The 21774-nt window shown below is 71.2% G+C and carries 19 protein-coding genes; 13 read left to right on the top strand and 6 right to left on the bottom strand.

The genetic code is table 11. The features are described 5' to 3' along the window. The first annotated feature begins 147 nt into the window (after positions 1–147). The 5 genes from AOK15_RS09975 to AOK15_RS09955 are packed head-to-tail and all read left to right on the top strand — an operon-like array spanning position 148 to position 5594. Entirely contained in the window at positions 148–540 is a 393-nt protein-coding gene (locus AOK15_RS09975; RefSeq protein ID WP_055514959.1) for a response regulator, read from the top strand. After that, positions 540–914, top strand: coding sequence for a response regulator transcription factor (locus AOK15_RS09970; RefSeq protein WP_055514957.1), 375 nt, complete (start codon positions 540–542; stop codon positions 912–914). Before AOK15_RS09975 ends, AOK15_RS09970 begins: the two co-directional genes overlap by 1 nt. After that, positions 911–2011, top strand: a complete 1101-nt coding sequence (locus AOK15_RS09965) for a HEAT repeat domain-containing protein (RefSeq protein ID WP_055514955.1) — start codon at positions 911–913, stop codon at positions 2009–2011. The genes AOK15_RS09970 and AOK15_RS09965 overlap by 4 nt, the downstream gene beginning before the upstream one ends. Next, entirely contained in the window at positions 2008–3498 is a 1491-nt protein-coding gene (locus tag AOK15_RS09960; RefSeq protein ID WP_205632106.1) for a glycosyltransferase family 2 protein, read from the top strand. Before AOK15_RS09965 ends, AOK15_RS09960 begins: the two co-directional genes overlap by 4 nt. Continuing rightward, positions 3495–5594 carry an ATP-binding protein gene (locus AOK15_RS09955; protein ID WP_055514954.1) on the top strand — a complete coding sequence of 700 codons (2100 nt, stop codon included), beginning with the start codon at positions 3495–3497 and terminating at the stop codon, positions 5592–5594. The genes AOK15_RS09960 and AOK15_RS09955 overlap by 4 nt, the downstream gene beginning before the upstream one ends. Before the next feature lie 25 nt (positions 5595–5619). Here AOK15_RS09955 and AOK15_RS09950 read toward each other — a convergent pair whose 3' ends face one another. Further along, entirely contained in the window at positions 5620–6534 is a 915-nt protein-coding gene (locus AOK15_RS09950; RefSeq protein ID WP_079058393.1) for a glycoside hydrolase family 16 protein, read from the bottom strand. A gap of 288 nt (positions 6535–6822) precedes the next feature. Between AOK15_RS09950 and AOK15_RS09945 the strand changes: the two genes are divergently transcribed. From AOK15_RS09945 to AOK15_RS09935, 3 genes are all read left to right on the top strand, one after another. Next, entirely contained in the window at positions 6823–7746 is a 924-nt protein-coding gene (locus tag AOK15_RS09945; protein WP_055514951.1) for an ABC transporter ATP-binding protein, read from the top strand. An 88-nt stretch (positions 7747–7834) separates the two neighbouring features. Beyond that, positions 7835–8605: an ABC transporter permease gene (locus AOK15_RS09940; protein WP_055514949.1), complete on the top strand. Its 771-nt coding sequence runs from the start codon at positions 7835–7837 to the stop codon at positions 8603–8605. Positions 8606–8675: 70 nt separating this feature from the next. Then, positions 8676–9689 carry a COX15/CtaA family protein gene (locus AOK15_RS09935; RefSeq protein WP_055514947.1) on the top strand — a complete coding sequence of 338 codons (1014 nt, stop codon included), beginning with the start codon at positions 8676–8678 and terminating at the stop codon, positions 9687–9689. A gap of 1 nt (position 9690) precedes the next feature. On the opposite strand, the gene AOK15_RS09930 is transcribed toward AOK15_RS09935, so the two are convergent. The 4 genes from AOK15_RS09930 to AOK15_RS09915 all read right to left on the bottom strand — a co-directional run bounded on the left by AOK15_RS09930 (position 9691) and on the right by AOK15_RS09915 (position 13184). Then, entirely contained in the window at positions 9691–10482 is a 792-nt protein-coding gene (locus AOK15_RS09930) for a hypothetical protein (protein WP_055514945.1), read from the bottom strand. 19 nt (positions 10483–10501) lie between these two features. Next, the gene (locus AOK15_RS09925) at positions 10502–11608 is read right to left on the bottom strand and encodes an amidohydrolase family protein (RefSeq protein ID WP_055514943.1); all 1107 of its coding nucleotides are present in this window, start codon (positions 11606–11608) and stop codon (positions 10502–10504) included. 58 nt (positions 11609–11666) lie between these two features. Next, positions 11667–12029 (bottom strand): hypothetical protein, encoded by a 363-nt coding sequence (locus AOK15_RS09920; RefSeq protein WP_055514941.1) that lies wholly within the window; start codon positions 12027–12029, stop codon positions 11667–11669. A 198-nt stretch (positions 12030–12227) separates the two neighbouring features. Further along, complete coding sequence (locus AOK15_RS09915; protein ID WP_055514976.1) at positions 12228–13184, bottom strand: heme o synthase; 957 nt, start codon at positions 13182–13184, stop codon at positions 12228–12230. A gap of 373 nt (positions 13185–13557) precedes the next feature. Here AOK15_RS09915 and tkt point away from each other — a divergent pair, with 373 nt between their 5' ends. Genes tkt through pgl form a run of 5 tightly spaced genes read left to right on the top strand, consistent with a single transcriptional unit; the run spans position 13558 to position 20376 of the window. Further along, entirely contained in the window at positions 13558–15645 is a 2088-nt protein-coding gene (gene tkt / locus AOK15_RS09910) for a transketolase (RefSeq protein ID WP_055514939.1), read from the top strand. Positions 15646–15678: 33 nt separating this feature from the next. Further along, entirely contained in the window at positions 15679–16797 is a 1119-nt protein-coding gene (gene tal, locus AOK15_RS09905; protein WP_055514938.1) for a transaldolase, read from the top strand. After that, entirely contained in the window at positions 16794–18326 is a 1533-nt protein-coding gene (gene zwf, locus AOK15_RS09900; protein ID WP_338059890.1) for a glucose-6-phosphate dehydrogenase, read from the top strand. Before tal ends, zwf begins: the two co-directional genes overlap by 4 nt. Next, a complete protein-coding gene (gene opcA / locus AOK15_RS09895; protein ID WP_055514934.1) occupies positions 18323–19594 on the top strand; it encodes a glucose-6-phosphate dehydrogenase assembly protein OpcA in 1272 nt (423 codons plus the stop codon). Before zwf ends, opcA begins: the two co-directional genes overlap by 4 nt. Further along, positions 19594–20376 (top strand): 6-phosphogluconolactonase, encoded by a 783-nt coding sequence (gene pgl / locus AOK15_RS09890; RefSeq protein ID WP_055514932.1) that lies wholly within the window; start codon positions 19594–19596, stop codon positions 20374–20376. Before opcA ends, pgl begins: the two co-directional genes overlap by 1 nt. 134 nt (positions 20377–20510) lie before the next feature. Here pgl and AOK15_RS09885 read toward each other — a convergent pair. Continuing rightward, the coding region (locus AOK15_RS09885; RefSeq protein ID WP_055514930.1) for an MFS transporter at positions 20511–21774 on the bottom strand (1264 nt) is incomplete at its 5' end.

Here is a 21774-nt window from a genome sequence, read left to right as displayed (position 1 = left end):
CTGCATCACTTAGGTATACCTAATCCGACCTGCGGAAACGATCTTTGATCGATCACCTGCGGCGATGGCCCTGGTGTTACCTATGCGCCTCATGTGGCGAGAGATACCAACTAATCCTAATTTGTAAGCATCCGCCTACTGATCGGGATGGTGATGGACGTTGAGCGCGACCCCCCGCACGTCCTGGTGATCGACGACGACCAGGACGTCCGCGCCCTGCTGACACGGCATCTGGGCGCCCTCGGCTACCGCGTGAGCACTGCGGCCTCGGGTGAGAAGGGGCTCGACCTGGCGTTCGCCGACCCCCCGGACATGGCGATCGTCGACGTAATGCTGCCCGGCATCGACGGGCGGGAGGTCATCCGCAGAATGCGAGCGGACGAGCGGACGAAACGGTGCCGGCTCGTCGTCACCTCCGTGCTCGACCGGGAGGACCTGGGCGAGCTCCCGACGGACGGACTGCTGGCGAAGCCGTTCCGGCAGGCGGCGGTGGCACGCCTCGTCGCCTCCCACCGCAGTTCCGCATCGCAGGAGGAGTAATGGCCCGTGTGCTGGTAGCCGACGACGACGCCGACATCCGGGATCTCGTCGCGTTCAAGCTGACGCAGAGCGGCCACCAGGTGACGGCCGTGGAGGACGGCATGGCCGCGCTGCGGGCACTGCGCGAGGGTCCGCCGGATCTCGTCCTCCTCGACATCCGGATGCCGGGGATGTCGGGACTGGACGTCTGCCGCGAGCTGCGCGCGGCGCAGGAGACCGCGTCGCTCCCGGTCATCCTGATCACCGCCCGCTCCCAGGAGGGAGACGTCGAACTCGGCTTCTCGGCGGGCGCCGACGACTACATCGTCAAGCCCTTCAGCCCGCGCGAGCTGTCCAGCCGGGTCAACGCGGTGCTCTCCCGGGCCGAGCGGTGATCCCGCTCGACTTCATCACCGGCGCACTGCTGTACCTGCTGGCCGTGGGCCTCGCACTGAGTCTGCTGGTCACGGTCATCCGCGGTGCCCGTACGCTCCGCAGGCGCAGACGTGAGCGGGTCGCGGCGCCGGTGCGCGGCCTGTTGCTGGAACTGCTGTGCGCGCCGGAGGAGGAACAGGGCGAGCTGCTGGAGCGCATGGCGCGGATCGACCGGCGCACCTGGACCGCGCTGGAGCCGACCGTGGCCGCCATGCTGGGCAAGGTGTCCGGCAGGGCCCGCACGGCACTGGTCCGGCTGTACGAGATGCGCGGCTCCGCCGCGCAGGCCGTCGCCGACCTGGGCAGCCGCAGTGCCGTCCGGCGGGGGCGCGCGGCACAGGTGCTCGGTCAGCTGCGCCACCGTCCTGCCACCCCCTCGCTGTGCCGGCTGCTCGACGACCGAGACCGGGAGGTGCGGCTGGCCGCTGCACGGGCGCTGGGCCGGACCGGTGATCCGGCGGCCGTACCGCATCTGCTGAGGAGCCTGCACGGACCGCGGGCGGTGTCGCCCAAGATCGTCACCGCGGCGCTGACCTCCCTCGGGGCCGACGCGTGGCACCGTCTCGCGGCTGGGCTCCAGGACCCGGCGCCCCTCGTCCGGGCCGTGGCGGTGGAGGTGCTCGGGGTGACGGGAGCGATCGCCCGCACCCCCGACATCGTCCGGGCCCTGCGGGAGGACCCCGAGACCGAGGTCCGGATCCGGGCGGCCCGCGCGCTGGGCAGGCTGGGCATGCCCGACGGCCTGGAGCCGCTGCTGGCGGCCATCCGCCCCGGCCAGCCGGCCGCCCCGCGCATCGTGGCGGCCGGCGCCCTGGGCAGCCTCGGCGCCGAGGCCGCGACGGGCCCGCTGGCCGCGCTGCTCGGTGATCCCGACCCGCATGTGGCCGGCACCGTGGCGCGGGCTCTGCTGCGACTCGGCCCGCCGGGCGAGGCGGCGCTGCGCGGCGCCGTCCGCGACCGGCCGGACACACGGGCGGCCGCCCAGGCCAGGGCCGTGCTCGCGGAGGCGGCCGTCGGCGGCACACGCCATGACGTCCTGGTGGAGGTGAGTCTGTGAGCCTCGCGGCCGTCGGGAACTGGGAGGGACCGCTCGGAGCCCTGCATGACGTGATCACGGTGTGCGACACCGCCGTCATCCTCTATTTCCTGGCCATCAACACCGGCCATCTGATGCTCAACCTCCTCGCCCTCGGGGAGATCACCAGGAGACTTCGCCGGGCACCCTTCGCGGGCTACGAGGACGCCGCCGGCAGCCCTTTCACCCCGCCCATCTCGGTGATCATGCCCGCGTACAACGAGGCGGCGGGGATCACGGAGGCCGTGCGGGCCATGCTGCTGCTGCACTACCCGGTGTTCGAGGTCATCGTCGTCGACGACGGCTCCACCGACGGCACCCTGGAGGCCCTGGCCGAAGCCTTCGACCTCGCCGAGGTGGACCATGTCGTCCCGGAGGACGTCCCCATCCGGGGCTCGGTCCTCTCGCTGCGTCTGCCGAGGGGCGGACCGGTGCCGCTGGTGGTGGCACGCAAGGAGAACGGCGGGAAGGCCGACGCGCTCAACGTCGGGATCAACCTGGCCCGGTACCCGCTGGTGTGCATGGTGGACGCCGACTCCATCCTCGACTCGCAGGCACTGCTCGCCGTGGCCAAGCCGTTCAGTGACGATCCGCTGCGGGTGATCGCCAGCGGCGGTGTGGTCGGGATCGCCAACGGTTGCACCGTGGAGGCGGGACGCGTGGTCGAGGCGCACGTCCCCTCCGACCCGCTCGGCCGGGCGCAGGTCGTCGAGTATCTGCGCGGCTTCTTCCTCGGCCGGACGGGATGGTCCCGGATCGGCGGACTGCTGATCATCGCCGGTGCCTTCGGCCTCTTCCGGCGGGACGCCGTCGTGGCGGTGGGCGGGATGGACCCGGACTGCATCGGTGAGGACGCGGAGCTCGTCGTCCGCCTCCACCGGTACATGCGGGAACAGGGCCGCAGGAACCGCGACTACCGCATCGTGTTCGTCACGGAGCCGATCTCCTGGAGCGAGGCGCCCTCCGAGCTGCGGGTCCTGGGGCGCCAGCGGCGGCGGTGGCAGCGCGGGCTGATGGAGATCCTGCTGAAGCACCGCCGCATGATCGGCAACCCGCGCTACGGCCGCGTCGGAACGGTGGCCATGCCGTTCTATGTGCTCTTCGAGCTGGCGGCCCCGCTGGTGGAACTCTCCGGGCTCGTTCTGATGCCCCTCGGTGTCCTGCTCGGCGCGGTCGATGTGGCCTTCCTGTGGCGCTTCCTGCTCGCCGCGTATGTCTACGCCATGATCATCAGCCTGGTGTCCATCGCGGTGGAGGAGTACGCGTACCACCGCTTCTCACGGTGGCGTGACGTGTGGGGCGCCTTCGTCGGTGTCGTGGTCGAGAACGTCGGCTATCGCCAGTTCACGGCGTGGTGGCGGCTGCGGGGCATGTGGGACGCGCTGAACCGGGCCCCACAGGTGTGGGGCTCGATGGCACGCAGTGGATTCGGCTCGGAACAGATCCCGGAAGGCGGGAAACGGACATGAGGACGGCCCCACAGCGGCACGGCGTCCGTGTGGCACGCCGGCTCACAGCGACCTACACCCTGCTGATCACGCTCCTGCTGATCGTCGGCGCGGGATCGCTCACCACCACGTCCATGGCGGACAGGCTGCACGGTCGGGTCATCACCGAACTGGAGCCGCAGGTGCGGCAGAACCTGCGCGTGCGCGAACAGGCGAACCGCATGCACCGTGCCGTACGCACCTACCTCCTCACCGGTGACGAGACGGAGCTCGCCGGCTACGAACGCGCACGCGGGCAGTCCTTCGCCGCCCTCGCCTCCGCCCGCCGGGGCACCACCGGTGCGACCCGGCGGAATCTCTCGGCGCAGGAAGAGGAGCTGCGTGCCTATGTGGCCGTCGCCGACCGGCAGGCGAAGGCGGCTCCCGGCAGCGACGAGGCGAACCGGCTGACCGTTCAGGCAGCCCGGCGGTTCAGCGCCTTCGACGCCATCAACCGGCGCCACGATCTGAGCCTCACCCGTGAGATGAACCGTCTGGACGAGCGGGCCGACACGGTCCTGGAGACCAGCGTCGTGGGCATCGGCGTCCTGCTCGCGGTGGGCGGAACGGTGGCCGTCCTGGCGGCCGTGCGGACCACTCGCGCACTGACCAGGCCGCTCAGGAGCACCGCTCGGACGCTCGGCCGGCTGGCCGCAGGCGAGCACTCGGCACGGGCGCGGGAGGTGGGGCCGGAGGAGATCAGAGAGGTGGCACGGTCGGTCAACGTGCTCGCCGACGAGGGCGCCCGGCTGCGCGAGGTCGAGCGGGAACGCGGCAGCCTGTCCCAGGCGGCGCGCGAACTCGGCATCCGGATCAGGGACCGCCTGGACGTCGACTACGTGCTCGACACCGCCTGCGGCGGCATGGGCGAGATCCTCGGCGCCGACTACGTCTTCGTCCTGCTCACCGAGGACGGCGGCGCCGCCTTCCCCCTGGCCCGGGTGTGGTCCGCCGAACAAGGTCTGCTGCCCGAGGCCCAGGCCCGGGCCATACCGCCGCTCCCCGCGGACGTGGTCCGCGACCACTACCGTCGGGGAACGGTCTGGCTGGCCACCGACCTGCCCCGGTATCTGTCCGGCACCACTCCGATGTCGGGTGCCCCGGGTTCCTTCGGTCAGGTCGGCATGCCGGCCGAGAACCGTGCCGCCACGGCGGCTCTGGGGCTGCACTCGGCGGTGGTGACACCGATCGGAGTCGGCGAGGAACCGATCGGCGCCGTGTGCGTGGCCCGTGTCGACGGCGACCGCGCCTGGCGTCCGGTGGAGGTCGAGATCGCCGAGTCCATGGCCAGCGGCGTGGGCCGCGCGCTGCACACCTCCCTGCTGTACGAGAAGGAGACGCGTCTGGTCGAGAAGCTGCGTGCGCTGGACCAGGCCAAGAGTGATTTCCTGTCCACCGTCTCGCATGAGCTGCGCACCCCGCTGACCAGCATCGTCGGGTACATCGAGCTGCTGAAGGACGAGGAGACCGGGCCGCTGACGCCGCCGCAGCTGCGGATGCTGGACGTCGTCGACCGCAACGCCAACCGTCTGCGGGCACTCATCGAGGATCTGCTCACCCTCTCCCGCATCGAGTCGGGGACCTTCGGCTCCATGAAGAAACCGGTGGACCTGCACGGTCTGGTGGCTTCGGCGGCGGACGCGATCCGCCCTGCCGCCGAAGCCGCGTCGGTGGCCCTGGAGACGCGCTGCCCCGCTCGGCCCCTGGTGCTGGAGGCGGACGGCGACCAGCTGGACCGGGTCCTGATGAACCTGTTGTCGAACGCCGTGAAGTTCACCCCGGAGGGCGGGAAGGTCACCGTGGCCACCGAGACCCGGAACGGGGAGGCGATCCTGACAGTCAGCGACAACGGCATCGGCATTCCCCCGGCCGAGCAGGAGAAGCTGTTCCAGCGGTTCTTCCGTGCCTCGAACGCCACCGACGCAGCCATTCCGGGCACGGGTCTGGGGCTGACCATCGTCCACACCATCGTGGCGAACCACGGCGGCGAGATGGAGGTGCACTCCGAGGAGGGCCGGGGCACCACCTTCACGGCCCGGCTGCCGCTCCCCGACGGGAACGGGTCGGCCTCCTCCTGAGACCGACCCGTCCTCCGCGATCCGCTCAGACGGAGTCCTCGAAGGTCACGCCGCGCGCCCGGTAGTCATCGACGGCGGCCTCCACCTCCGACGGGCTCAGCACCTGGTCCTGGGCGAAGTACACGTAGTCGACCTTCTCCTCGTACGCACGGGTCTTCCGGCTGTTGATCCCCGTCAGGTTGATCAGCCAGTGGTTGAAGCGGATGCTCATCGTCGACTCGGGCAGATACGGCTCCGCGTGCGTGGCGAAGAGCCGGCCGTCGATGTAATAGGTGACGGCCGTGCCGTCGACCGTGATGACGAGGTCGTGCCAGCCGGAGAAGCTCGCGCGCTCCTCGGTGGTGACGTGTTCCTCCTGGGGCGGGTCCTCCGAGTAGGTCTCCCAGGAGGAGGCGAGCAGCGCGCTGCCGGGGATGCCCCATCCGCCGTTGGGCAGGTATTCGAAGTCGAGTTCGCTGTAGGCGGGGTCCATCGAGTAGTTCAGCGGCGAGATGGTGAAGAACGTCTGCACCATACGGTCGCCGTCCGGTCCGAAGATCGGCACGTCGCTGAAGCGGACCCGCGCCGCATAGGTGCCGTACTGGAACTTGCGCTGCTGGTAGATCTCGGTGTGCTCGGTGCCGGCCGCCGTGCCGTTGGTGCCGGAACGCATCGTCATGACGGAGGCACCGGACTCGGTGGCGAAGGTGATGTTGTCCCGCCGCCAAGTGGCGCCGGGCACGCCCGGCCCGCCCTGGCCGGACCTGAGCGTCCACCCTCGCTGGGCGAGGAGCGGATCGAGGTTGCCGCTGTAGGCCAGGTCGTCGAAGAACTGCGGTCCGACCACCGGCTGGGCCGCCGCCCGCGGAGCGGGCAGCACCACGAGGGCCGCGCACAGCAGGCCCCAGGCGACGAGAGCGGCCGCAGCTCTGAGCCGGCTGAGTGAGGAGCATCCAATCATGGGTCAACTGCCTTTCAGGGGAAGGGAGAAGGGGTCCACTTGACGCCCGGGGCAGACCATGGAAAGTGAAGCACCGTCAGAAGATCGGCATATGTGAGACTTGACCGTTTCACCCGAACAGCCCAGAACGTGCGAGGTGGCCGTTCTCGCGCCCTGGGCGACGGCCGCGGGAGCCCTTGGTTCCGGTGGCCCAGCCGCCCGCGGTGGGCGCGCCCTCCTCGCGGTGCGGACAGGGAGTGCGCCCACCCGCCGGTCCCGGAGCGTGAGCGCCTCCCTAGACTCGGGGTCATGCGATGTGAGCCCGTGGTCCGGATCCAGGCCCTGGTGAAGCGGTACGGCACGAAGACCGCGGTGGACGGCCTCGATCTGGTGGCCCGGGAGGGCGTGACCGCCGTGCTCGGTCCGAACGGGGCCGGCAAGACGACCACGGTCGAGACCTGCGAGGGATACCGGAAGCCGGACTCCGGCACGGTGCGCGTCCTCGGCCTCGACCCGGTGGGGCAGTCGGCCGAGCTGCGGCCGCGGGTCGGTGTCATGCTGCAGTCCGGCGGCGTCTACTCGGGGGCACGCGCCGACGAGATGCTGCGGCACGTGGCCAAGCTGCACGCGCACCCGCTCGACGTGGACGCCCTCATCGAGCGCCTCGGACTCGGCGGCTGCGGCCGCACCACCTACCGGCGGTTGTCCGGCGGGCAGCAGCAGCGGCTGGCCCTCGCGATGGCCGTGGTCGGCCGCCCCGAGCTGGTCTTCCTCGACGAGCCGACCGCGGGCCTCGACCCACAGGCCCGCCGCGCCACCTGGGACCTCGTCCGGGACCTGCGTGCCGACGGGGTCTCCATCATCCTGACCACGCACTACATGGACGAGGCCGAGCAGCTCGCCGACGATGTCGCGATCATCGACGCCGGCCGGGTCATAGCCCAGGGCACCCCCGAGGAGCTGTGCCGCGGCGGCGCCGAGAACACCCTCCGCTTCACCGGGCGCCCCGCCCTCGACGTCGGCTCGCTGCTGAAGGCGCTGCCCGCCGACTCCACCGCCGTCGAGCTGACCCCGGGCGTCTACCGGGTCACCGGCAAGGTCGACCCCCAGCTCCTCGCGACCGTCACGTCCTGGTGCGCCCAGCACGGTGTGATGCCGGACCGGATCGCGGTGGAGCGCCACACCCTCGAAGACGTCTTCCTCGAACTGACGGGCAAGGAGCTGCGTTCATGACCTGGGCCCGCACACGAACCGGCCGGGGGTCCGGGGGTCGCCCCCCGGGAAGACACAGCCTCGAACTGACGGGCAAGGAGCTGCGTTCATGACCACCAGCGGTACCTACGTGCCCCGGCCCGGCGCCGCCCCGCTGTCCCGCATGATCGCGGCGCAGGCGGCTCTGGAGACGAAGATGCTGCTGCGCAACGGCGAGCAGCTGCTCCTGACGGTCGTGATCCCCGCCCTGCTGCTGGTTCTGTTCGGGTCGGTGGACATCGTCGATACCGGCGAGGGCGAGGCCGTCGACTTCCTGGCCCCCGGTGTCCTCGCACTCGCCGTGATGTCGACGGCGTTCACGGGGCAGGCCATCGCCACCGGCTTCGAGCGCCGCTACGGCGTTCTGAAGCGGCTGGCGGTCTCGCCGCTTCCCCGCTGGGGGCTGATGGCCGCGAAGACGCTGTCCGTGCTGGTCACCGAGGTCCTCCAGGTCGTGCTGCTCACGGTGATCGCCTTCGCGATGGGCTGGTCCCCGCACGGCAACCCGTTCGCGGTCCTGCTGCTCCTGGTTCTCGGCACGGCCGCGTTCTCCGGCCTCGGCCTGCTGATGGCGGGCACGCTGAAGGCGGAGGCGACGCTCGCCGCGGCGAATCTGGTCTTCCTGCTGCTGCTCGTCGGCGGCGGAGTCGTGGTGCCGCTCGACAAGTTCCCGGACGCGGCGCAGGGCGTGCTCGGGCTGCTGCCGATCGCCGCGCTCTCCGACGGACTGCGCGACGTCCTCCAGCACGGCGCCGCGATGCCGTGGGCGGACCTCGGCATCCTCGCGGTGTGGGCGGTGCTCGGGCTCGGCGCGGCCGCCAAGTTCTTCCGCTGGGAGTAACCGCAGGCCACAGCGGTGGTGCGGGAACGGCGCGCCCCCTCGTGAACGCGTGCACAAGCGGCGGCCTACCATGGTGCGCGTGCCGAAAGTGACCCGCGACGACCTCGTCTCCGCAGCGCGCAACCCGCTCGCCTTCATCGCCGAACGCTGGACCCCCGATCCCCGGACCGTGCGGCGTGCGGCCCTCGCCGCCCTCGTGATGGCGGTGGTCATCGTGGTGACCGGCGGTGCCGTGCGACTCACCGGGTCGGGCCTCGGCTGCCCGACCTGGCCCAAGTGCACCGACGACTCGCTCACCGCCACGCGCGAGATGGGCGTCCACGGTGCCATCGAGTTCGGCAACCGCATGCTGACGTACGTGCTGTGCGCGGCGGTCGGCTGGGCGATCGTCGCCGCGCGCTCCCAGAAGCCGTACCGGCGCGACCTGACCCGGCTGGGCTGGGCGCAGTTCTGGGTGGTCATGGGCAACGCGGTCCTCGGCGGCATCGTCGTGCTGGTCGGCCTCAACCCGTACACGGTCGCCGCGCACTTCCTGCTGTCCACGGCGCTCATCGCCGTCGCCGCCGTGATGTGGCACCGCACCCGTGAGGGCGACGCCGTCCCGCGTCCGCTGGTCGGCAAGGCGGTGCGGCAGCTGGTGTGGATCCTGGTGGGCGTCACGGTGCTGCTGATCGCGGTCGGCACGGTCGTCACCGGCGCGGGTCCGCACGCCGGTGACTCCAGCAAGGTCGCGCGCATCCCGCTGAACTGGGAGACCGTCACCAAGCTGCACGCCGTGCTCGCCTGGATCGTGGTGACGCTGACCTTCGCCCTGTGGTTCGTCCTCAAGGCGGTCGACGCGCCCCGCGACCCGCTGCGCCGCACCCGGGACCTGTTCCTGGTCCTGCTCGCGCAGGGCGTCATCGGCTATGTCCAGTACTTCACCGACCTCCCCGAGGTCCTGGTCGGCGCCCATATGCTCGGCTCCTGCCTGGTGTGGATCGCCACCCTGAGGGTCCTGCTGTCCCTGCGGGAGCGGCCGGCGGACGAGACGGACGTATCGGCGCCGGCCCAGGCGGAGCGCCCGGTCGCGGCCCACGGCTGAGTCAGCCGTACGTCCGGACCAGGCCGTCGATCGCCGGGCCGAGGAACGCCCTGGTCAGCTGGCCCCGACGCGGCACCACGCGGGCCGGCTCCCGGTAGCGGCGCCGCCGGACGTCCTCGACCACCTCGCCGGGCGCGCCCAGCTCCGGCAGCAGCTCCAGCGCCTCGCGCTTGGAGATCAGCCGGCCGTCCCTCAGGGTGACGGCGGCCCGGGCGTGGGTGAGCAGACCGAGGTCGACCCAGACGTCCCGCTGCCACAGGTGGGCTCTGTCGACCGCCGGGCGCCAGAAGTCCCGCTGGTCGCCTACGACGAACGCGGCCAGGTCGATGTCCTGGACCGGGGGCAGCAGGGCCTCGGGCAGCTCTCCGTGCAGGACCACGCCGAAGCTGTGCAGTTCACGGCGGGTGACCGGAGTGACCGTCCGCCGGAACAGCCGCTCATGCGCCCAGGTGAGGTGCTTGCGCCCGTTGTCGTCCGCGGTGCCGGGGGTCAGATAGGTGCAGTGGAGCAGGGCGGCGAGCGGTTCGTGGCGCAGCCGTGCGTGGAGCCTGGCCACCCACCAGACCGTCCCGGCCGTGATCGGTCCGTCCAGCACGGCGATCAGGTCCAGATCGCTGCGGCCTTCCTGGTAGTCGCCCCCGCCGAGGGAGCCGTGGGCCCAGACGGCGAGCGGTTCCAGGCCGTCCTGCAGCCCGTCGACGAAGCGGCGGACGAGGGCGGCGGTGGCGCCGGGCAGCACGCCCGTGTCCGGTAAGGCGGCGGTACCCGTGGGAGTCGTGGTGCTGCGTGTCATGCGGCTCAGTCTGTCCGGCTCACTCCAGCCCGTACACCCGTCGCGCGTTGTCCGCCGCGATGAGTGCGGCCACACGCTGGGCGTCCGTCAGGGACCAGGCGCCCTCCGCGACCCAGGTGCCCAGTACCCGGGCCAGCGCCTCGCGGAAGAGGCGGGCGCCGACGACGTGAAGCTCGGGCAGGCCGTGGGCACCGCTGGAGAACAGGAGCTTGCCGAAGGGGGCGAGTTCGAGGACCTCGGCGAGCACGGCGGGGGCCCGCGCCCCGGTGCGGACGAGTTCGGCGCCGAGGTCGGCGTAGACGTGCGGGAAGACGCCGGCGAGGTGGGCGGCGTGGCGGTGGTACGGGTAGCCGTGCAGCAGGACCAGGTCGGTGCCGAGGCCGGCCGTGGCGCGGACGAAGTCGGTGAGCAGGACGGGATCCGTGCGGTCGATGCGCAGGCCGGGCTCGCCGAGGCCGGCGTGGAGCTGGAGGGGGCGCCCGGAGGCGATGGCGATCCACAGCAGATGGCGCAGGAGCACCTGGTCGGTGAGGGTCCCGCCGACGGGCCGGTGCGCGAGCCAGCGCCCGGCGGCCCCTCGCACCTCCCCGGGGCCGGGCGGTTCGGGTGCGAGCGCCAGACCGTGCCGTACGCCCGCCACCGACGCGAAGGCCACGGCGTGCGCGGCGGCCCCGTGCACCGACTCGGCGAGATTGGCGAGGAACGACTCCACTGTGCCGGAGGTGTCGGCCACCTGTTCGGCGAGGAGTTCGAGCCGGACGATCTCGTGGGCGTCCGCGTCGCCCGTGGTGGCCATCTCGCCGGGCCCGGTGAGATCGCCGGGCAGTCCCGTGTCGACGAGGTAGGTGGTGATGCCGCTGCCCCGCAGCAGTCGGCGGCCCGCCTCCAGGACGCCCAGTTCACGGCGGCGGGCGAGATAGCGGGCCGGTGGGCAGTGCGGTTCGAGGCCCAGCAGGGGCGGGCACCAGCGGCGCACGGCGAAGCCGGTCTGGGTGTCGAAGTAGGTGGTGCCGGGCGCCGGTGGTCCCTCACCGCGGGCGAGGTGGGCCTCGAACGTGCCGAGGCCCAGCTCCGTTCTCAGTACGCCGTGGCAGTACTGGTCCACGAGGGACGGTGTTTCGATCATCCGGACTCCCCGTCGCTGGACCGGTGTGCTCCCACAGGTCCTAACGGGTGAGTCGGGCTCAGGTGTTGCTGTTGGCCGGTCCCCCGACCTGGATTCCGGCCATCCGGGACCATTCGTACGGGCCGGTGCGCACCTTGGCGGCGAACTCGCCGTCGAAGTCCTCGTGCACGGTGACGCCGGCCTTGCGCACGGCTTCCTCGGCGATGGCGTGGGTGGGGGCGACGAGGTCGCCCCAGCCGCCGTCCTCGCCCACGAGGACGATGCGGGAGCCGCGCTCGCCGATGTAGGCGACCTGGGCCTCGGCGCCGCGGTGCGCTGCCGCGAAGGAGCGGATCTGCTTGGCCAGCCGGGTCGCCTGGCGCTCGGCCTTGGCGGCTCGCTTGGCTTCCTTGGCCTCGTCTGCCTGCTTGGTGTCTGCCATGGACAGGATGTTACCGAGGGGTAGATCGGGCGGCGATGGTGGGGCCAGTGGGGTTGGCCACTCGCCGTAGCGCGTGGACTCGAGTGGGCGGGTGCGGGTGGATCGCGGTTGCTCGCGCCCACGCGGCCCAGCCGCGGATGGGTACAGCCCCGCGCCCCTGGAGGGGCGCTGCCGCGGGCGCTTCTCAGGCGGGCACCCTCAGCGGAGGAAGGGGTCCACCGCCACTGCCACGAAGAGGAGGGAGACGTAGGTGATCGACCAGTGGAACAGGCGCATTTCCTTGAGCTTGGCGCCCGTGACGCCGCTCTTCGCGCGGTTCTGGAGGGCGTGGGCCTCCCAGAGCCACCAGCCGCCGGTCACCAGGGCGACCGTCGTGTAGAACCAGCCGGTGTAGCCGAGGGGGGTCAGCAGCAGGGAGACGGCGACCATCACCCAGCTGTAGAGGACGATCTGGCGGGCGACGACCCTGTTGGAGGCGATCACCGGCAGCATCGGCACGCCGACGCGGGCGTAGTCGTCCTTCACCTTCATGGACAGCGGCCAGTAGTGCGGCGGGGTCCAGAAGAAGATGACCAGGAAGAGGATCACCGCGGCCCAGGACATCGAGTTCGTCACCGCGGACCAGCCGATGAGGACCGGCATGCAGCCGGCGATGCCGCCCCACACGATGTTCTGCGCCGTACGCCGTTTGAGGATCATCGTGTAGACGACGACGTAGAAGAGGAGCGCCCCGAGCGACAGCCAGGCGGACAGCCAGTTGACGAGGACGCCGAACCAGGCGGTGGAGACGACGGCGAGGGTGATGCCGAAGACCAGGCCCTCACGCGGCGTGACCATGCCGGTGACGAGGGGGCGCTGCGAGGTGCGCTCCATGAGGGCGTCGATGTCACGGTCGATGTACATGTTGAGCGCGTTGGCGCCGCCCGCGGAGAGGTAGCCGCCGATACACGTGGCGAGCACCAGCCACAGGTCGGGCACGCCCTGCTCCGCGAGGAACATCACCGGAACGGTGGTGATCAGCAGCAGTTCGATGATCCTCGGCTTGGTGAGGGCCACGAACGCCTTGACGCGGGCCCCGAACGGCCGCTGACCCCGGATGCTGCTCGTGCTGTTCGCGCCCAGCACGCCCGGTGGACGGGATTCGACGGCCGTCACGCACACCCCTGACAGAGACTCCCAGCGAGCACCACGGATGTGAACTCCCCGTAACGGCTCGCGCGTACCACGCCACTGTAGACGTTGCCCAGAGTCAGCCTTTCAAGGGGGTCGGGTCGTGTTGGGCGGCGTGCCCGGACGAGCCGAACACACTTCGGTTGAGCAGTCGGATGAGCGGCTGCGTATTCAGATGTCGAGCGACCGAACCCGCTGGTCTCACCATGCGGAACGACCGGTCGGGAGGCGGATCCGGGACGGTCCCGGCAGTCTGGAATGACTCGAAAAAATGCGCGTTGTTACGGGGGTAGGCTCGACTGCGGCCGGCGCCCCGAGAACGCCGGCACCGGACATGTGAGAGGAGCCCTGACCCAGGGTGAGCACCAAGCCGACCACTACAGACCTCGCGTGGACCGAGCTGGACCAGCGGGCCGTCGACACCGCCCGCGTCCTGGCCGCCGACGCCGTACAGAAGGTCGGCAACGGCCATCCGGGTACGGCCATGAGCCTCGCGCCCGCCGCGTACACCCTCTTCCAGAAGGTGATGCGCCACGACCCCGCCGACCCGGACTGGGTGGGCCGTGACCGGTTCGTCCTGTCCGCCGGCCACTCCTCCCTGACGCTGTACATCCAGCTGTACCTGGGCGGCTTCGGTCTGGAGCTGGAGGACCTTGAGTCCTTCCGCACCTGGGGCTCGAAGACGCCGGGCCACCCCGAGTACGGGCACACCAAGGCTGTGGAGACGACGACCGGGCCGCTCGGCCAGGGCGTCGCCAACGCCGTCGGCATGGCCATGGCCGCCCGTTACGAGCGCGGTCTGTTCGACCCGGAGGCCGCCGTCGGCGAGTCGCCGTTCGACCACCACGTCTTCGTGATCGCCGGTGACGGGTGCCTCCAGGAGGGCATCTCCGCCGAGGCGTCGTCGCTGGCCGGGCACCAGAAGCTCGGCAACCTGATCATGCTGTGGGACGACAACCACATCTCGATCGAGGGCGACACCGAGACGGCCGTCTCCGAGGACACCGCCAAGCGGTACGAGGCGTACGGCTGGCATGTGCAGCGGGTGGAGCCCAAGGAGAACGGCGACCTCGACCCGGCCGCGCTGTTCGAGGCGATCGAGGCCGCGAAGGCCGTCACCGACAGGCCGTCGTTCATCGCGATGCGCTCCATCATCGCCTGGCCCGCCCCGAACGCGCAGAACACCGAGGCCGCGCACGGCTCGGCGCTCGGCGAGGACGAGGTCGCGGCCACCAAGCGGGTCCTGGGCTTCGACCCGGAGAAGCACTTCGAGGTCACCGACGAGGTCATCGCGCACACGCGTGGCCTGGGCGACCGCGGCCAGGCGGCCCGCGCCGTGTGGGAGAAGTCGTTCCAGCAGTGGCGGGACAACAACCCCGACCGCGCCGCCGAGTACGAGCGCGTCGCGGCCGGTGAGCTGCCCGAGGGCTGGGAGGCGCACCTGCCGGTGTTCGAGGCGGGCAAGGGTGTCGCCACCCGCGCCGCGTCCGGCAAGGTGCTCCAGGCGCTCGGTTCGGTGATCCCCGAGCTGTGGGGCGGCTCCGCCGACCTCGCCGGTTCGAACAACACGACCATCGACAAGACGTCGTCGTTCCTCCCGGCGGACAACCCGCTGCCCGAGGCGAACCCGTACGGCCGGACGATCCACTTCGGTATCCGTGAGCACGCCATGGCCGCCGAGATGAACGGCATCGCGCTGCACGGCAACACCCGTATCTTCGGCGGCACCTTCCTGGTGTTCTCCGACTACATGCGCAACGCCGTCCGGCTCTCCGCGCTGATGCACCTGCCGGTGACGTACGTGTGGACGCACGACTCCATCGGTCTCGGCGAGGACGGCCCCACCCACCAGCCGGTCGAACACCTGGCCTCGCTGCGCGCCATCCCCGGCCTGAACATCGTCCGCCCGGCCGACGCCAACGAGACGGCGATCGCCTGGCGCGAGATCCTCAAGCGCTGGACGAAGGAGTGGGGCAAGGGTGCTCCGCACGGCCTCGCGCTGACCCGTCAGGGCGTACCGACGTACGAGCCCAACGAGGGCGCGGCCAAGGGCGGTTACGTGCTCTTCGAGGCCGACGGCGGCGACGCCCAGGTCATCCTGATCGCGACCGGCTCCGAGGTGCACGTCGCCGTGGAGGCCCGCGAGCAGCTCCAGGCGCGGGGCGTGCCGACCCGTGTGGTGTCGATGCCCTCCGTCGAGTGGTTCGAGGAGCAGGACCAGGGGTACCGGGACAGCGTCCTGCCGCCGTCCGTCAAGGCACGTGTCGCCGTCGAGGCCGGGATCGGACTGACCTGGCACCGGTACGTCGGTGACGCCGGCCGCATCGTCTCGCTGGAGCACTTCGGCGCTTCGGCCGACGGCAAGGTGCTCTTCAAGGAGTTCGGCTTCACCGCGGAGAACGTGGCCGCCGCCGCGCAGGAATCGCTCGCGGCCGCCCAGCGCTGACGCTCACATACGACACGTAGGAGATGTAATTCCATGACAGACGCACTCAAGCGCCTCTCCGAGGAAGGCGTGGCGATCTGGCTGGACGACCTGTCGCGCAAGCGCATCACGTCCGGCAACCTCGCCGAGCTGATCGACCAGCAGCACGTCGTGGGCGTCACCACCAACCCTTCGATCTTCCAGAAGGCGATCTCCCAGGGTGACGGCTACGACCAGCAGCTGTCGGACCTCGCGGCCCGCAAGGTGACCGTCGAGGAGGCCATCCGCATGATCACGACGGCGGACGTCCGTGACGCCGCCGACATTCTGCGCCCCGTCTTCGACGCGACCGACGGCCAGGACGGCCGGGTGTCCATCGAGGTCGACCCGCGGCTGGCGCACAACACCAAGGCGACGGTCGCCGAGGCCAAGCAGCTCGCCTGGCTGGTGGACCGCCCCAACACCCTGATCAAGATCCCGGCGACGATGGGCGGCCTGCCGGCCATCACCGAGGTCATCGGCCTCGGTATCAGCGTCAACGTCACGCTGATCTTCTCGCTGGAGCGCTACCGCCAGGTGATGGACGCCTACCTGGCCGGTCTGGAGAAGGCCAAGGAGCGCGGCCTCGACCTGTCGAAGATCCACTCGGTGGCGTCGTTCTTCGTGTCCCGCGTGGACACCGAGATCGACAAGCGCCTCGACGCGCAGGGCACGCCCGAGGCCAAGGCCGCGCGCGGCAAGGCCGGCGTCGCCAACGCGCGCCTCGCCTACCAGGCGTACGAGGAGGTCTTCAGCGGCGAGCGCTGGGCGGCCCTGGAGAGCGCGGGCGCGAACAAGCAGCGTCCGCTGTGGGCCTCGACCGGCGTCAAGGACCCGGCGTACAAGCCCACCCTGTACGTCGACGAGCTGGTGGCGCCGAACACGGTGAACACCATGCCGGAGGCCACCCTGGAGGCCACCGCGGACAGCGGTGAGATCCGCGGCGACGCGGTCGCCGGGACGTACGAGCAGGCCCGTGCCGAGCTGGACGCGGTCGAGAAGCTCGGCATCTCGTACGACGAGGTCGTCCAGCTGCTGGAGGAGGAGGGCGTCGAGAAGTTCGAGGCGTCCTGGAACGACCTGCTCAAGTCGACCGAGGCGGAGCTGAAGCGCCTCGCACCCTCGGAGGGCTGAACACCTTGTCGAGCAGCAATCCGCTGCGTGACGCCGCGGACCGACGGCTCCCGCGTATCGCGGGGCCGTCGGGCCTGGTCATCTTCGGCGTCACAGGCGACTTGTCACGCAAGAAGCTGATGCCTGCCGTGTACGACCTCGCCAACCGCGGACTGCTGCCGCCGGGCTTCTCGCTCGTCGGTTTCGCGCGCCGTGAATGGGCGCACGAGGACTTCGCGCAGGAGGTCCACGACGCGGTCAAGGAGCATGCCCGCACGCCCTTCCGCGAGGAGGTCTGGCAGCAGCTCATCCAGGGCATGCGGTTCGTGCAGGGCACCTTCGACGACGACCTGTCGTTCGAGCGGCTGCGCGACACGATCCAGGAGCTGGACAAGGCGCAGGGCACCGGTGGCAACTTCGCCTTCTACCTCTCTGTGCCGCCGTCCGCGTTCCCGGTCGTGATCCAGCAGCTGAAGAAGCACGGACTGGCCGACCAGTCGAGCGGTTCCTGGCGGCGCGCGGTCATCGAGAAGCCCTTCGGCCACGACCTGAAGTCGGCCGAGGAGCTCAACGCGATCGTCCACGAGGTCTTCGCCCCGGACCAGGTCTTCCGCATCGACCACTACCTGGGCAAGGAGACCGTCCAGAACATCCTGGCGCTCCGGTTCGCCAACACGATGTTCGAGCCGATCTGGAACCGGTCCTTCGTGGACCATGTGCAGATCACCATGGCCGAGGACATCGGCATCGGCGGCCGCGCCGGCTACTACGACGGCATCGGCGCCGCTCGTGACGTCATCCAGAACCACCTCCTGCAGCTGATGGCGCTGACCGCGATGGAGGAGCCCGCCTCCTTCGACGCGGACGCGCTCGCCGCGGAGAAGACCAAGGTCCTCGGCGCGGTACGGCTGCCGCGGGACCTCGGCCGGGACACCGTGTTCGCGCAGTACGCGGCCGGCTGGCAGGGCGGCGAGAAGGTCATCGGCTACCTCGAAGAGGACGGCATCGACCGCAAGTCGAAGACCGACACGTACGCCGCGATCAAGGTGGAGGTCGACAACCGCCGCTGGGCCGGTGTGCCGTTCTACCTGCGGACCGGCAAGCGCCTCGGCCGCCGGGTGACCGAGATCGCCGTGGTCTTCCAGCGGGCGCCCCACTCCCCCTTCGACTCCACCGCCACCGAGGAACTGGGCCAGAACGCGATCGTCATCCGCGTCCAGCCCGACGAGGGTGTCACCGTCCGCTTCGGCTCCAAGGTGCCGGGCACCTCGATGGAGATCCGGGACGTGTCGATGGACTTCGCGTACGGCGAGTCGTTCACGGAGTCCAGCCCCGAGGCGTACGAGCGGCTGATCCTCGACGTCCTGCTCGGTGACTCGAACCTCTTCCCGCGCACGGAGGAGGTCGAACTGTCCTGGAAGATCCTCGACCCGATCGAGGAGTACTGGGACAAGCACGGCAGGCCCGCCCAGTACCAGGCCGGTACCTGGGGCCCCGTCGAGGCGGACGAGATGCTCGAACGAGACGGACGGAGCTGGCGCCGGCCATGAAGACAGACCTCACGGACACCACCGCCAGCAAGATCAACAAGGCGCTCGTCAAGGCGCGCCGCGCGATCGGCACGCCGGCCGTCGGCATGGTGCTCACGCTGGTCATCGTCACGGACGAGGAGAACGCGTACGACGCGTTGAAGGCCGCGAACGACGCGTCCCGCGAGCATCCCTCGCGCACGCTCGTGGTCATCAAGCGTGTCTCACGCGGTCCCCGGGACCGGACGAAGTCCCGCCTCGACGCCGAGGTGCGGGTGGGCGCGGACGCGGGCGCCGGCGAGACGGTCGTCCTCCGGCTGTACGGCGAGGTCGCGGACCACGCCCAGTCGGTGGTGCTGCCGCTGCTGCTGCCGGACGCGCCGGTCGTGGTGTGGTGGCCGGTCACCGCGCCGCTCGACCCGGCCCGCGATCCGCTGGGCGCGCTCGCCCAGCGGCGCGTCACCGACAGCTACTCCGCCGAGAAGCCGATCGACGAGCTGCGGGCCCGCGCCGACAACTACGAACCCGGCGACACGGATCTCGCCTGGACGCGGATCACCCCGTGGCGTTCCATGCTGGCGGCCGCGCTCGACCAGGTGGACTGCGAGGTCATCTCCGCGGAGGTGCACGGCGAGCAGTACAACCCGAGCGTGGAGCTGCTGGCGATGTGGCTCGCGGACCGGCTGCACGTCCATGTGCGGCGCGGAGTGTCGGCGGGCCCCGGCCTGAACGAGGTGCGGATGCTGACCAGCACCGGCCCCATCCGGCTGTACCGGCCCTCCGGTGGTCTCGCCCTTCTCACGCTGGAGGACCAGCCGGACCGGGCGGTGGCGCTGAAGCGCCGCGAGACGTCCGAGCTGCTGGCGGAGGAGCTGCGCCGACTGGACCCGGACGACACGTACGCCTCGGCGCTGCGGTTCGGGGTGGACCGGCTGGGCGGCTCCGCGGGGAGCGCGCTGCCGGGCGGGACGACGTCCGGGGCGACATCGGCTCCGGCTTCGGCTCCGGCCTCGGCCTCGGCTGGGGGCGCGGCTTCTCCGGGAGGCGCCGGGTCGGCCCTGTCCTCGGGAAGCGCTTCGCCCTCGGCGGCGGACGCCTCGGGTGGGGGCACGGCCTCGACGGCCGCTTCCGGCGCGTCTTCCACGTCCGCTCCGTCTTCGTCTTCGGCTTCGTCTTCCGCGTCCGCTTCGCTGGCCCTGTCGGCGTTGGCGGCCGGTGGTGACGGCGAGGGCGAGGGCGAGCGGCCCACGCCGGCGCAGATGCCGCCCGTGAAGAAGGCGGCGTCGTAGTGAGCACTCCTCAGCTGGTCGTGCACCGCGACAAGGAGCTGATGGCGCAGGCGGCGGCTGCCCGGCTGATCACCAAGGTCGTGGACGCGCAGGCCTCGCGCGGCTACGCCTCGGTGGTCCTCACCGGTGGCCGCAACGGCAACGGTCTGCTCGCCGCGCTGGCGGCGGCGCCCGCGCGGGACGCCGTCGACTGGGGCCGGCTGGACCTGTGGTGGGGTGACGAGCGGTACCTGCCCGAGGGCGACCCCGAGCGGAACATCACCCAGGCGAGGGAGGCGCTGCTGGACTCGGTGCCGCTGGACCCGAAGCGGGTGCACGCGATGCCCGCGTCGGACGGACCGTGGGGCACCGATGTGGACTCGGCGGCCGCCGCGTACGCGGAGGAGCTGGCGCGGGCGGCCGGACCGGAGAACCACGGCTCGGTGCCGACGTTCGACGTGCTGATGCTGGGCGTCGGCCCGGACACACATGTGGCGTCGCTGTTCCCGGAACTGCCGGCCGTACGGGAGACCGAGCGGACGGTGGTCGGGGTGCGGGGAGCGCCGAAGCCCCCGCCCACCCGGGTCACCCTGACGTTGCCGGCGATCCGGGCGGCGCGGGAGGTGTGGCTGCTGGCGGCCGGCGAGGACAAGGCGCGGGCGGCGGCCATCGGCCTGTCCGGCGCCGGTGAGATCCAGGCGCCGGTCGCGGGCGCGTACGGAAGGGCCCGCACCCTGTGGCTCCTGGACGCGGCGGCGGCGTCCCAGCTTCCCCGCTCGCTGTACCCGCCGGCGTCTCCCTGAGGGACCTGCCGACCGGGTGAGGGCTTGTCCTGCGGTACCCCGCGCCCTTCAAGGCGCACAGCACGGGGCGCAGCCCCTGCTGTGCGAGGGGCGCGGGGAACCGCGCGAGCAACCACGAACCGCCGTCGGACGGATCAGACGGCGAAGTCCCCCTCCCGTGTCTCCGGCAGAGTCGCCAGGCAGGCCAGGCTGACCAGGCACAGCCCGCCCGTGTAGAAGCCCAGCACCAGCGGCGACGACCACTGGCTGTTCAGCCACGTCGCGGCGAGCGGCGCGAAGCCGCCCCCGAGCGTGTTGGCGAGGATGAACGCCGCGGACGCCCCGGTGTACCGCAGCCGCGCCGGGAACAGCTCCGCGAGGAACGCCGCCATCGGCGAGAACATCAGCGCGAGCAGCATCAGCCCCACCGCGTACGCGCCGGTGATGAGCAGCGCGTTCCGTGAGCTGAGCGAGGCGTACATCGGCACCGCCCACAGCACGGACCCGGTCGCGCCCGTGAGCATGAGGGGTCGCCGTCCGACCCGGTCGGCGAGGCGCGCGACGGGCAGGGTGATCGCGATCCCGGCCGCCGCCCCGATGCTCGCGGCCGTCAGCATCGTGTTCTGCGGGATGCCGAGCGTCTTGGGGCCGTAGGACAGGCTGTAGACGATCGTGAGGTAGTAGACGGCCGAGCCGCCGATCGCCGCCCCGGTGCCGAGCAGCAGCCGGCCGGGGTGGCGCGCGAGGAGCGTGCCGAGCGGGAAGCGGGACGCCGGGGACTGCTCGGCGGGCCGGTCCTCCGTCTCGGCCCACGCCGGTGTGCGAGTGCCCCCGCCGGTCTCCGCCTTGAACACGGGGGACTCGGCGACCGTCGTGCGCACCCACAGCCCCACCATGACGAGCACGGCGCTGAGCAGGAACGGGATCCGCCAGGCCCAGTCGGAGAAGCCGTCCCGGCCGACGATGTCGAGGGTGGGGACGACAACGGCGCTGGAGAGCAGGAAGCCGAGCGACGGCCCCATGTTGGGGACGGCCGCGTACAGCGCGCGGCGGCCGGGCGGGGCGTGCTCGGCGGCGAGGAGGACCGCTCCGCCCCATTCGCCGCCCATGCTGACGCCCTGCAACAGACGGAGCGTCACGAGGAGGACGGGTGCGAGGAGTCCGGCGGTCTCGTAGGTGGGCAGCAGGCCCACGCCGACCGTCGCGACGCCCATCAGCAGCAGGGAGGCGACCAGGGCGCGGCGCCTGCCGAGCCGGTCGCCGATCGTGCCGAAGAGGACGACGCCGAGGGGGCGGGAGACGAAGGCCGCGGCGAAGGTGAGGAACGCGGCGAGGGTGGAGACCGTGGCGTTGCCCGAGGGGAAGAAGGCGGGGCCGAGGACGAGCGCGGAGGCGGTGCCGTACACGGCGAAGTCGTAG

The organism is Streptomyces ossamyceticus, from assembly GCF_001418475.1.
In the GTDB taxonomy this organism is placed as follows: domain Bacteria; phylum Actinomycetota; class Actinomycetes; order Streptomycetales; family Streptomycetaceae; genus Streptomyces; species Streptomyces ossamyceticus.
Note: the sequence above shows the minus strand (reverse complement) of the source record. Positions and strands in the feature narration are given on the sequence as shown.